The sequence below is a fragment of the Sphingorhabdus sp. YGSMI21 genome, assembly GCF_002776575.1.
Lineage (GTDB): Bacteria > Pseudomonadota > Alphaproteobacteria > Sphingomonadales > Sphingomonadaceae > Parasphingorhabdus.
The window spans coordinates 1136743-1149574 of sequence record NZ_CP022548.1; the positions used below are offsets into that span (position 1 = coordinate 1136743).

Annotated in this window: 10 protein-coding genes; 5 read left to right on the forward strand and 5 right to left on the reverse strand. The window is 60.7% G+C overall.

What is annotated here, in order from left to right; translation table 11 throughout:
• Positions 1-18 precede the first annotated feature (18 nt).
• The 4 genes from CHN51_RS05520 to CHN51_RS05535 all read right to left on the reverse strand — a co-directional run bounded on the left by CHN51_RS05520 (position 19) and on the right by CHN51_RS05535 (position 6602).
• Positions 19-1644, reverse strand: a complete 1626-nt coding sequence (locus CHN51_RS05520; protein ID WP_100093129.1) for an FAD-dependent oxidoreductase — start codon at positions 1642-1644, stop codon at positions 19-21.
• 85 nt (positions 1645-1729) lie between these two features.
• Complete coding sequence (locus tag CHN51_RS05525) at positions 1730-3595, reverse strand: hydantoinase B/oxoprolinase family protein (RefSeq protein ID WP_100093130.1); 1866 nt, start codon at positions 3593-3595, stop codon at positions 1730-1732.
• Between the two features lies 1 nt (position 3596).
• The gene (locus CHN51_RS05530) at positions 3597-5651 is read right to left on the reverse strand and encodes a hydantoinase/oxoprolinase family protein (RefSeq protein ID WP_100093131.1); all 2055 of its coding nucleotides are present in this window, start codon (positions 5649-5651) and stop codon (positions 3597-3599) included.
• Between the two features lie 30 nt (positions 5652-5681).
• Positions 5682-6602, reverse strand: coding sequence for a hydroxymethylglutaryl-CoA lyase (locus CHN51_RS05535; protein WP_100093132.1), 921 nt, complete (start codon positions 6600-6602; stop codon positions 5682-5684).
• A gap of 64 nt (positions 6603-6666) precedes the next feature.
• Here CHN51_RS05535 and CHN51_RS05540 point away from each other — a divergent pair, with 64 nt between their 5' ends.
• Entirely contained in the window at positions 6667-7848 is a 1182-nt protein-coding gene (locus CHN51_RS05540; RefSeq protein ID WP_100093133.1) for a CoA transferase, read from the forward strand.
• A gap of 3 nt (positions 7849-7851) precedes the next feature.
• Here CHN51_RS05540 and CHN51_RS05545 read toward each other — a convergent pair whose 3' ends face one another.
• Positions 7852-8505 carry a GntR family transcriptional regulator gene (locus CHN51_RS05545; RefSeq protein ID WP_100093134.1) on the reverse strand — a complete coding sequence of 218 codons (654 nt, stop codon included), beginning with the start codon at positions 8503-8505 and terminating at the stop codon, positions 7852-7854.
• A 134-nt stretch (positions 8506-8639) separates the two neighbouring features.
• Between CHN51_RS05545 and CHN51_RS05550 the strand changes: the two genes are divergently transcribed.
• From CHN51_RS05550 to CHN51_RS05565, 4 genes are read left to right on the forward strand one after another with little or no spacing between them, the layout of a single operon-like run.
• Positions 8640-9383, forward strand: a complete 744-nt coding sequence (locus CHN51_RS05550) for an aspartate/glutamate racemase family protein (protein WP_100093135.1) — start codon at positions 8640-8642, stop codon at positions 9381-9383.
• The gene (locus tag CHN51_RS05555; RefSeq protein WP_100093136.1) at positions 9383-9814 is read left to right on the forward strand and encodes a nuclear transport factor 2 family protein; all 432 of its coding nucleotides are present in this window, start codon (positions 9383-9385) and stop codon (positions 9812-9814) included. The genes CHN51_RS05550 and CHN51_RS05555 overlap by 1 nt, the downstream gene beginning before the upstream one ends.
• A complete protein-coding gene (locus CHN51_RS05560; RefSeq protein WP_100093137.1) occupies positions 9814-10212 on the forward strand; it encodes a nuclear transport factor 2 family protein in 399 nt (132 codons plus the stop codon). The genes CHN51_RS05555 and CHN51_RS05560 overlap by 1 nt, the downstream gene beginning before the upstream one ends.
• 57 nt (positions 10213-10269) lie before the next feature.
• The gene (locus CHN51_RS05565; protein ID WP_100093138.1) at positions 10270-12795 is read left to right on the forward strand and encodes a TonB-dependent receptor; all 2526 of its coding nucleotides are present in this window, start codon (positions 10270-10272) and stop codon (positions 12793-12795) included.
• Positions 12796-12832 lie beyond the last annotated feature (37 nt).

Genomic DNA, 12832 nt, shown 5'->3' on the forward strand with positions numbered 1-12832 from the left:
TCTCCTTGATCTTGCCGGTCACCGGTTGACCCGTCTGGCCGCCGCGCGGCCGGCGATATAGCCGAATGTCAGGGCTGGCCCCAATGTGCCGCCCGCGCCGGCGTAAACGCTGCCTGTGGGCGCGCTGATCACGTTACCGGCTCCGAACAGTCCGGCAATCGGCTCGCCATCGACATCCACGACCTGCGCCTGCGCGTTGGTTCTCGCGCCGCCATTGGTGCCAAGCGCACCCATTCTGATTTCCACGGCGTAATATGGCGCTTTGGCGAGAACGCCCAATGTGGCCCCGGCGCCTTCTCTCGAGCGGTCACCATAAAAGCGGTCATAGTCGGTCTTGCCGCGACCAAAATCCCGATCGTCCAGTTGCTCGGCCATTTCGTTGAACCGGTTGACGGTGGCCGGGAGATCCTCCGCATCGACGCCAATCAGTGCGGCCAGCTCTTCGAATGTATCGGCTTGCGCCACCCATTCGGGCAACGGCGTGCCAGGCATGAAGGAGGCCAGCGGATAGCGCTCCCGATATTGCGAGTCGAAGATCAGATAGGCGGGCAGATTGGGATAATCATAGGTCGCCGGATCGAAGGCATGAAAGGCCCCCGCGAGCGCCGAATAATTGGCCGCTTCGTTGCAGAAACGCTTGCCCTCGCGGTTGACCATGATGCCGTGGGGCAGGGTCCGCTCGATCAGCACCGGCATGTTGCGGGTCTCGCCGCTCGCCCATTGCGCTTCGGGAATTGCGAGGGTCGGCACCCACCAGGCGCTGGTCATATTGCCGAGGCCCGCCCCCGCCGCCATTGCCATTTTAAGTCCATCGCCGCGATTGGTAGGTGGTGAAGCCGGTGCATCGAGCGGCCCGCGCAGAAAGGCGTGTTTTAGCGCATCATTCCACTCGAATCCACCAGTGGCCAATATCACGCCATTGCGTGCCGTGATGGTCTCCCGCTCGCCGCCGCGCTCGACAATCGCACCGGTTGCCTGGCCTTCTTCCAAGCAAAGCCGGTAACCGCCACAACCGAGAATCGGTTCGATGCCGCGATCGAGACAGGCTTTCAGCAACCGTCCGACCAGCGCTTGTCCCCAGCCGCGCAGATCTCCTTCATCGCGCCGCTGCAATTCCTCCGGTTCGACCATGCCGCTGCCGCCACCCAGCGGCGTTTCGCGCAGCATCATCCGCGGCGCCGGGCCATGATCGAACACGCGGTCTTTCCACGCGCCGAGCGAAGTGAAATCGAACAGTTCATTGTCCAGCGACCGGCCACCCGTTTTCGCACCGGGCCGGTCCCCGTAATAATCCGGATAGTCCGGCATCATGGTCAGATCGATTGCATCGATGCCGGTCAGGAAGGAAAACATGGGGCCGGCTTCGGTGACGAAGGCCGAGAGCACCGCTTCGTCCATTTCGCCATGATTGAGGGAAAGGAAATAGGTGAGGGCATCGGCGCTGCTGTCTTTGATGCCTTGCGCCGCCATCTGGTCATGATCGGGCAGCCAGACCACGCCGCCGGAAATCGCGGCGGTGCCGCCGAGCCGGTCCTGCTTTTCGATCAGCCGGACCGAGGCGCCAGATTCATGCGCGGCGAGCGCAGCAGTGAGCCCCGCGGCCCCCGCACCGATGATCAGAACATCTGTCTCGCTATCGACTATTGCACCTCTCCCGTAACCGGATTGGCGACCAGTCTAGGGGCTTGGATAAGGCGGGACAAACCGCACTTTGGATAGCCGGAACTTGCTAGGCGGCGACACGTCCCGGTTGCACCGGTGCCGGCAGACCGGTTTCTTCCAGACAATTGGCGCGCAAGGTTTCGATATCCGGTCCGAAGTTAAACGGACTGTCGCTCTCGACAATATTCGCCGCCATTTCCGCGCGCAGGCTCTCGGTTGCCGGGCCATCGACGCTGCCGTCTTCGGCGATCACCACACCATAGTCGCGCGCGCCTTCCACGGTAACCAGTCCCTGGCGGATTTCCAGCGCCACCAGTTCGGGATCGCGCTCCAGCGGGTTGCCCCAGCCGCCACCACCCCAGGTGATGAAATGCAGCAGATCGCCCTCGCGCACCTCGACGCCGTCCTGCTTGTTGCCGACCACTTCTTTCGTGCCATCGGCGCGCTCGAGTATCTTGGTGGCGCGGTCACCCGGCTGGCCGCCGTTGACGCCCCAGGGATAGGTGAACCAGCGGTCGTCGTGGATCGCCACCGTGCCGGGTTCGAGGAAACGGTAGGTCATGTGGATGCCATTGCCGCCGCGGAAACTGCCCGCGCCGCCGCTGTCCGGCTTTGCCTCGTAGCGTTCGATTCTGAGCGGGAAATATTTCTCGAGAAACTCATTCGGCACATTGGTGAATCCGGGCCACAGCGAGTGGCCGTCCGGACCATCTCCAAAGGGCCGTCCGGGGATGCCGCCAAAGCCGATCTGGAACAGCTGGAACCATTCGCCGCCCTTGTCGAAGCCCGAATACATGAGATGCGGGCTGGACGAGAAACCCGCGCCGTTCAGGAACTCCGGCTGGCGCTGGCCGAGCAGGCCGCCCAATATGTCGAAAATCCGGCCCAGCGCATGGGTCCGTCCGGCCAGTGCTGCGGGATATTTCGGCTTGAGCAGCGACCCTTCCGGAATCCGGACATCGACCAGATCGTAGAAGCCGTCGTTGAACAGGATCTGCGGGTCGAAGACCATGATCATGTAGATGCCGAAGAACATCTTGAACATATTCTCGTTGAGGAAGAAATTGATCGAACTCGGCGCCTGCGGGTCGGTGCCCTCGAAGTCGAGAATGACCTTGCCGCCCTCGCGCCACATCTTGCAGCTGATCTTATAGGGGCCAAAACCGACGCCGTCGTCGCAGATGAAATCGGTGAAGCTGACCGGTTCCTCGCCGATGCTGGTCTCGATCAGATGTTTCATCGCGCGATGGTTGCGGGCCAGCAGCAGATCGGTGGCGCTGGCAAATTCGTCCTCGCCAAAGCGTTCGCACATTTCGTCGACCCGGCGGGCGGCGACCCGGCAGGAGGCGATCAGCGCGTTGAGATCGGCGGCGCACCAGTCCGGCTTGCGGCTCTGGTGCAGGACGACCTTGACCATCTCCTCGTTATAGACGCCTTTCTGGTAGATTTTGACCGGCGGTATCCGGACGCCTTCCTCGAACACGCTCTTGCTGTCGATCGGAATCGAACCGGCCACCTTGCCGCCAATGTCGGACTGGTGGCCGAACATGGCTGTCCACGCGACCAGCCTGCCGCCGCGATAGACCGGCAGCAAAACCAGCCAGTCATTATTATGGCTGACGGCGCCGTCGCAGCTGTACGGATCGCTGAGAAAGATCATGTCGCCTTCCTCGATCGTGCCGGGATAGGAGCGCAGGAAGCCGTCGATGAAGCTGCCGAACTGGCCGACCACCATCTTGCCGGCGCGGTCTGCGATCAGCGGAAAGGCATCGCCCTGTTCGCGAATGCCGGGCGACATGGCGGTGCGGACCAATGTGGCGTCCATCTCGATCCGGGCGTTGCGCAGGGCGTTTTCCATGATGTCGAGAGTGACCGGGTCGACCTCGACCTTGTTGAACGGAGCCTTGTTGGTTTCGATAATCTGTGCGGGCATATCAGGCTCCTTCCACCAGGTTGATGATCAGATTGCCATGGGCGTCGACCAAAGCTTCGCAGCCGCTGTGGACGAGCGTGGTGCTGTCCATTTCGGTGACAATCGCAGGACCGGCGACGCGATTGCTGGCCTTGAGCAGCGCGCGATCATAAATTGCGGCGTCCTGCATCCTGCCGTCCATGTAGAGCTGGTGATCGCGGGTCTTGGCGCCCGATGGATCCGCATCGCCCTTTTCGATTGCCGGTGGCGCGACATCGGCGGACTTGCCGAGCGCAACGGCGCGGACATTGACGATCTCGTGCGGCGTCTCGTCGAGATTGAAGGTGAACAATCGTTCGTGCTCGGTATCGAAGCGGGCGATCAGGCTGGCAATCGAAAGGCCTTCGGGTTCCACCGATAGCGGAATTTCAAAGGCTTGCCCCGCATAGCGGATATCGATCTCGTAGAGCAGCTCGATATCACCGGGCGCGACATCCTCGGCTTCCAGTTCCTGTTTCACCTGCGCACCGAGACTGTCGAGATAGGCGGTGAGCTCGTCATCGGTCGTGTTCTGGACCATCTTGTTGAAGCTGCGCTGGGTTTCGACGCGTTGCCGGGTCGTCGCATCGCCATAGGCGCAGAGCACGCCGGGTGACGGCGGGATGATCACCGGCCAGCTGTTCATCAGCTTGCCCATCGCATTGGCGTGCAGCGGTCCGGCGCCGCCAAAGCCCATCAGGGCAAAGTCGCGCGGGTCATAGCCCTGCTGGACCGAGACCAGCCGCAGCGCGCCAAACATATTTTCGTTCACGATATCGATGATGCCGGCGGCGGCATCCATCAGGTCGATACCCAGCGCGTCGGCGATCGTCTGGACCGATTTCTTCGCGCCCTCGCGATCGAGGGTAAAGCTGCCGCCCAGCAGCGATTCCGGCAAATAGCCGAGCACGACATTGGCGTCGGTCACCGTCGGCAATTCGCCGCCTTTGCCATAAGCCACCGGCCCGGGCACCGCGCCGGCGCTTTCCGGGCCGACCCGCAGCGCCTTGGTCAGTTCGGGAACGAAGGCGATCGAGCCGCCACCGGCACCGACGGTCTTGACGTCGATGGACGACGCGCGGACATTGAGGTCCCCGACAGAGGTCTCCCGCTGCAACCGGGCCGCGCCATTTTCGATCAGCGCCACATCGGTGGAGGTGCCGCCCATGTCGAGCGTGAGAATATTTTTCACGCCCGCGCTTTTTGCCACCCAGACCGCACCGGCGACACCGCCGGCCGGTCCCGACATCAGCAGGTTGACCGGAGCCTCGGCGCTTTTTTCCGCTGACATCAGCCCGCCGTCGGAGCGCAGCAGATTGAGCTTCGCCTTGGTGCCCCAGGCTTTCAGCTCCCGTTCCAGATTGCCGACATAGCGGGCGACGGCCGGGCGCACCGCGCTATTGGCGATGGTGGTGAGGGCGCGTTCATATTCCTGCATTTCCGGCAGGATGTCGGAGGAGATGGAAATCGGGATGTCGGGGAAGACCTCGGCGCAGATGGCGGCGACGGCCTTTTCGTGACGGCCGTCGACATAGCTGTTCATCAGGCAGATGGTCAGCGCCTCGATCTCTTCCGATGCCTTCAGCTTTTCCAGCCGGGCGCGCATTTCCGTCTCGTCCAGTTCGCGGACGGTATTGCCTTCGGCATCCATCCGTTCCGGCGCTTCGATGGTCCGTTCGAGAGCCGCCATCGGCTCCGGCTTGGGCCAGATGATCCACGCCGCCAGACCGCCGGGCACAAGGCTGCGCGCGATCTGCATCAGATGGCGATAGCCGTCGGTCACAACCAGACCGACCTTGGCGATTTTCTTTTCCAGCACCGCATTGGTGGCGACGGTCGTGCCGTGCAGGAACAGGTCGATATCGGCAGGGAGAATATTCTGGCGTTCGCAAAGGCCGCGCGCGCCGTTGATGACCGCCTGGGAGGGATCGCTCGGGGTCGACGGGACCTTGTCCCGGAACGTCTGACCCGTGGCCTCGTCAATCAGCAGAAGGTCGGTAAAAGTTCCGCCGACGTCGACACCCAATCGATACCCCATATTTCAATCTCTCTCTTGTATAGTGTGCATTCAGGCTTCGGCTCTCGCGACCAGAGACGGCAGCGGCCGACCGAGAATCGGTTCGAACCACTGGTTGGTGGCAATCGCCTTGCGGAGATCGAGATCATGGCCGACGCCGGAGCGGTCGAGCAGGTTGATCAGATCTTCGGTCGCGATATTGCCGGTGGCATTGGGCGCGAACGGGCAGCCGCCCAGTCCGCCAAGGCTGGAATCCAGTGTCTCCACGCCGGCTTGCACCGCGGCCCAGGCATTGGCGATGCCGGTGTTGCGCGTGTCATGGAAATGGGCGCGCATCTTGATATGGGCAGGCAATATTTCCTTCAGCCGTCCGAACAGGTCGGTGACCTGTGCCGGAACGCCGACACCGATTGTGTCGGCCAGCGCGATTTCCATCGGATCTTCGGCGGCCATTTCCTCGGCGATATGGAGAACCGTCTCGGGGTCCACCGCGCCCTCGAACGGACAGCCAAAGGCCGCCGAGATGGTGACTTGCGCCTTCAGCCCCTCGGCCTTGGCAAAGCGGATCATCTCGCGATTTTCCTTGATGCCCTGCTCTATCGTCTGGCCCTGGTTCTTCTGCCCGAAAGTATCGCTGGCCACGACCACGCAGCCGGCTTCGTCAATCCCGCGCTTGTTTCCCTCGCGCGTTGCCAGGCCGCGGAGGACTCCACGCTTGTTCAGGCACAGGCCGATATAGGAAACATCGTCGCGGTCCGGCAGTCCGGCGATCACCGCTTCGGCATCGGCCATTTGCGGAACGCGACCGGGATGGACAAAGCTGGCCACTTCCATGCGCTTTGCGCCGGCGTCCAGCATGCGGGTGATCAGGCCCAATTTGTCCGCCGTCGAAATGATCTCGGCTTCATTCTGCAACCCGTCTCGCGGGCCGACTTCCAATATGGTGATCGCAGTGCGGTTAATTCTGTCCATTTAAATTGTATACAATCCTGTTCGCGCTTTGTATAGAAGAAAGGATGATGCGGGAGTATTTTTCATGACGCAAGGGGCGTTGACAGGATTACGGCTGATCGAAATGGGGCAGCTGATTGCAGGGCCATATTGCGGCCAGTTGATGGGCGATCATGGCGCGGAGGTCATCAAGATCGAACCGCCCAAGGTCGGCGACGCGATGCGCAGCTGGGGCCAGGGCATTCCGCTCTGGTTCTCCGTTGTCGGGCGCAACAAAAAGTCGATCACCCTCAATCTGCGCGAGAAAGAGGGTCAGGAAATTGTCAAGAAACTGGTCGAGAAATCGGACTTTCTGCTCGAGAATTTCCGGGCCGGCACCATGGAAAAATGGGGTCTCGATTATGATACGCTCAGCGCGATCAACAAAGGGCTGATCATGATCCGCGTGTCCGGCTATGGCCAGACCGGGCCCTATTCGCACCGCGCCGGCTATGGCGGCATTGGCGAGGCGATGGGCGGCATGCGCTATATCATGGGCGAGCCCGACCGGCCGCCGAGCCGCGCAGGGCTTTCCATTGGCGATTCGCTGGCTGCGACTTATGCCTGCCTCGGCGCGCTGATGGCGCTGCAGCATCGCCACAAGACCGGCGAGGGACAAGTGGTCGACTCGGCGATTTACGAAGCGGTGCTGGCCAATATGGAATCGACCGTGGCGGAATATACGGTCGCCGGTCATATCCGCGAACGGACCGGATCGATTCTGCCGAAAATCGCGCCTTCGAATGTCTATCCGACCAGCGACGGCAGCATATTGATCGGCGGCAACCAGGACAGCGTGTGGAAGCGGATGGCGGCGATGATGGGCCGGCCGGAGCTTGGCGAGGATCCCCGCTATGCAACGCATGTGGCGCGCGGCGAGAACCAGACCGAGCTCGACGAGCTGATCATGGAATGGACCAGAACGATCACGAGCAAGGATCTGCTGGACATGTGCGAGGAACATGGCGTGCCCGCAGGCAATGTCTATCGCGCGCCGGAAATGCTGGAGGATCCGCATTTCAAGGCGCGGGAAGCGCTGGTCAAGGTCGATCATCCGCAGCACGAGAATTTCGTGATGCAGAATGTCGCGCCAAAATTGTCCAAGACGCCGGGCCATATCGACAGCGTCGGTCCGGAACTCGGCGCGCATAACGAAATCATCTATGGCGAACTGCTCGGGATGGACAGTGCGAAAATGGCCGATCTGCAGGAGCGCGGTATTATCTGAGGCCTAGTCCTCGTCGGCCATTCTGGTGGCGCCGCTGAAACTGTGGAAGGCGCGGCGGATATGGCTGGTCATCACCGCGCTCGCCCAGACATGGTCCTTGGCGGCAAAAGCGGCGATCAGTTCGTCATGATCGGTGCCCGACTGGATCAGGTCCTCCAGCGAATATTGATTGGCCGTGCGGCGAACCACCGGCTGTTCGACCAGCGCCGGCAGCAGCTTGCTCAATCGGGGGGATTGTGCGCAGGCGAGGATCAGATCGTGAAATTTCCGGTTGGCGTCCAGAAAGGCCATCACGTCGGGTTCCGGCTGGCTCACCGCCCTGGTCAGGCCCTCGTTGATTTCACGCAGCCGCCGCAGGCTGTCCGCATCCATCCGCAGCGCGGCCCGCTCGGCGGCGTGGGATTCGAGCATTGCCCGCAGCGTGAACATCTCGTCTATCTCATCGTCCGACCAGTCCGCCACCGAAAGCCGCTTGGAAGCGCTGCGCACCAGCAGCATCTCGTTTTCCAGCCGCTGGACCGCGTCGCGCACCGGTGTCCGAGAGACGCCGGAAATCTCGGCGAGCCGCTCCTCGGTCAATTGCATACCCGGGCACACCTCTCCGGACAGGATGAAGCTGCGTATTTTTCGATAGGCACGGTCGGAAGCACGGCTCATGCAATGGCTATTGGCTGAATATCCGGCGATGGGCAAGTCCCGAGCAGGGCCGGCAGTTTCCTCTTGACGGATCGTAATTGTATACAATAGAAAGAGCAAAGGGGGATTTCCGCTATGCACGTGCCGCAATCGCTATGAAACGGATCAAGGTCATCGTTCCCATCCCGATGGACGCGGAAGGTGTGGCGGCCAGAGCCGAGCAATTGCCCGCAGATTTTGTCCGCGAAGGTTTCCAGCCCGAATTTGTCGCCGTTCCCTGGGGCGCGGCGCTGGGCGACAGCTATCATGACACGCTTTTGATGGACTGGACGGTGTTTCAGGCCGGAATCAAGGCCGAGGAAGAAGGCTATGCCGGCGTCCTGATCGACACGGTCAGCGACAGCGGCATGCGGGCACTGCGTTCCCGTCTCAATATCCCCGTGGTCGGTCCCGGCGAAGCGGCCTTTGCCGCAGCGATGATGCTGGGCAAGAAATTCACGGTGCTGACGATGTGGCCGGAATGGTTCCCGCTCTACGAAAAGACGATCACCGAATATGGCTGGTGGGAACGGGTCGCTTCGCTGCGCTCGATCGAGACCCGGCCCGATGTCACCGAATTGCTCGCGGGCAAGGAAGAGGTGATTTTCGACAAGCTCCGGGAAGAGGCGACTTTGGCGATGGAAGAGGACGGCGCCGACGTCATCGTCCTCGGCTCGACCACTATGCATCAATCGGCCAAATATCTCGACGATAAGCTGCCGATCCCGGTGCTCAATCCGGGGCAGGTCGCCTATAAATTTCTCGAAACGCTGATCGAACTCGGCCTGACCCACAGCAAGAAAGCCTTTCCGGCGCCCGAAGTGCCGAAGGATGACGATATTCGAAAGGGATGGTATTGATGACTGACTGGACACCCGGAATGGCAGGCCAGGTCCCGCTGCCTTATCCTTTCTATATCGACATTGTGACCAAGCGCTATTTCGACGGCGTCGATAACAAGAATATGACCCAGGTGCTCAACTGTTTCGCGCCCGACGCCGTGCTGCACGAGGCAACCTCGGATACCACCCACAAGGGCCGCGATGCGATCCGGGCGATGTTCGAAAAGCTGTTCGCCGATTTCGAGCAGATCTGGCACGGCAATTTTGTCCACACCGCCGACCCGGCATCCAACGCGATCTGTTCGCAGTTCACCGTGCTGATCACCCCCAATGGCGGCGAGCAGCTGCGCTATGAAAATTGCAACCGCTTCTATTGCAAGGACCGCCTGTTCCAGGACGTCACCGTCTATATGAGCGGCGACAATCTGCTGAAAGAGGGAGACGTCTGATGCAATATGAACCCGGCCTCTCGCGCGACGAACTGATCCAGCTGGCAACGCAGAGCTATTTCGCCAATGTCGACGCCAAGAATATGGAAGCCACGCTCGACTGTTTCCACGACGGCGCGCTCTTCTGCGTCCAGACCGACTTTACCCGGCATTGCGGCAAGGAAGAAATCCGGCGGATGTTCGAGGATTTCTTCGGAGCCTATGAGACTATCGTCCACCGTGATTTCACCTGCACCGTCGACGAGGCAAACGGCCGGATCGCCGCCTCCTTTGTCGCCGAGCTGACCGATGCCGACGGGGGCGTCACATTGCTGAACAACACCAATTTCTGGCGGGTCCGGGACGGCAAATTTCAGGAAGTCTATGTCTATATGAGCGGAGCCAATGTGCTCGTTTAAATTTGTTTGACGGGTCAAAAGGCCCGCAAATCATTCCATTCAGGGAAGGAATCAACAATGCGTCGCATCAAAACAGCTCTTTCACTTTCAGCCGGTTTCGCCGCGCTGGTAAGCTTCAATCCGGCTCTCGCCCAAACCGGCGGCGAACAGGATGCCAGCGAAGGCCAGGACAGCAATGTCATCATCGTCACGGCACGGCGCCAGGACGAACTGCTCGCCGAGGTGCCGGCATCGGTCACGGTGTTCACCGCCGACATGCTTGACCGTACCGGCGTCCAGCAGGCCGATGAATTTGTCCAGCTGACCGCCGGCGTGACGATTGTCAGCGGCACCGCGGAAGCGGGTGATACCCAGATCAACATTCGCGGCATCAACGGCGCGCGCGACGCGGAAAGCTCGGTCGCATTGGTGGTCGACGGCATTCTCAAGACCAATACCGCGCAGCTCAACCAGGATCAGGGCACGCTGCGCCAGATCGAGATTTTGAAAGGCCCGCAGGGCGCGCTTTATGGCCGCAATGCTGCCGCCGGCGCGATCGTCATCCAGACGCTCAAGCCCGGTGATATATTGGAAGGCGGCGTCAAGCTCAGCGCTGCAGAAGACAATACATATAAGGCCTCGGGCTATATCTCGACACCGATTGGCGACAGCGCCGGTCTGGTGCTGTCGGCGTCCTACAACACCAGCGACGGCTTCTACCGCAACAGCTTCCTCGACAACCGCAAGGTGGTCGATGATCAGGAAACCTGGTCGGTGGATGGCCGGTTCATCGCCGAACTGGGCGATTCAACCGAAATCGATGTGAAGGCGCGCTATGCCGATCTTTCGGGCGCCTCGATCAATTTCAACACGGCCTTCCATCTGCCCAATTTCGCGGGTGTCGATCCGGCCTTTTTCGAAGATGTGAACGATCACGAATATGGCTATTATTCCAATATCCGTCCGACCAACGACCAGACCACCTTCGAAACATCGGTCAAGCTGACGCATGAATTTGACACGATGACGCTGACCGCATGGGCGCTCTACAGCGACGTCGACCAGGCGTTGACGGCCGACGGCACGTCGGCGGATTTTGCGCGCTATACATTCCCCGGTGCAACGCCCGCGTCGGTGGCGGCGTCGAACGCCTGTTTCACCAGCACGGCGCAACTGACCGGCTTTCCGCTCAACGCGCCGACCTTCATCGGCAACAATCCGATCCCGTTCATCTTTGATCCGGTCAATGGATCAACGCTCGGTGCCTATAGCCCAACCACCTGCGACGGCACCCAATATCAGATTCGCGAACAGACGGACATCAGCGCGGAAGTCCGGCTGGCGTCCAATGGCGACGGGCCGCTGGCCTGGCAGATCGGAGCCTATTATCTGAACATCGACCGCGACGTCGGAATCAGCCTCGGTGCCGATCTCGGTCAGGGTATCATCCGCGAATTGTACAATGACGCGGACAGCAGCAACCCGACCTCGCAGCTGTTTTCCGACAATTTCAACACCAATGTCTATGCCGCTTTCGGCTCGCTCGACTATCAGGTCGCCGACAATTTCGATGTCAGTCTGGCCCTGCGCTACGATATCGAACAGCGGGAAGTCTCCAGCCGGGTGCCGCTGGTAACCGATCCGATCACCGGCGGTCCGATCAACCCCGGCCAGGCTTTCGGCGCGATCCCCGACCAGAAGGAAACCTTCAAGGAGCTGCAGCCGAAACTTTCGCTGCGCTACGGTCTGACCGACGATCTGAACTTCTACGCCAACTGGGGCATCGGCTTCAAATCGGGCGGATTCAACAATCAGGGATCCGCCGCCATTGTCGACCAGAATTTCAACCAGTTCCTCGGCACCAACGTCCTGATCAACGATATCTACCGCAAGGAAACCTCGAGCGCGTTCGAGGCCGGGTTCAAGGGCTCGGCGGCCAATGGCGCGATAACCTTCGATCTTGCCGGCTATTATACCAAGGTCGACGACATGCAGTTCTTCGAATTTTTCGTCGGATCCTTCGGCCTGCTCCGGGTGGTCTCGAATATCGACAAGGTTGACATCTACGGGGTGGAATTCAACGCCAATGCGGAAATTGTCGAGGGCTGGGATATTTTCGGTTCGGTCAATCTCACCGAAAGCGAGATCAAGGCCAATGCTTCCCGCCCCTATACGGTGGGCAACAAGTCCCCGCACACCGCGGACTATACGATCAACCTCGGCACCCAGATGGTTGCACCGATTGCCGATAGTTTTGACCTGGTAATGCGCGCAGACTATCGCATCACCGGCCCGACCTGGTTCCACACGGTGCAGGAAGACACCGGCCCGACCCTGTTCAGCGGTCTGTTGCCCGGCTCTGCCCTGGCGCTGCCCGCCTTCGTCGGTGACGCGGACATGTCGATCACCGAGCGCGATGCCTTTGGCGTACTCGATCTGCGTTTCGGCCTGGAAGGCGAAAACTGGAACATCACCGCCTTTGCCGACAATCTGCTCGACAAGCGCTATCTCAACGAGGTGATCACCGCGGTCGAATTTGGCGGGTCCTTTGTGTCGCCCGGCGGCCTGCGCCGCTTCGGTGTCGAGGTCGGCTATAAATTCTGAGGATGGCCCGCCAAATGGCGGCCGCTGGGCGCCGAGC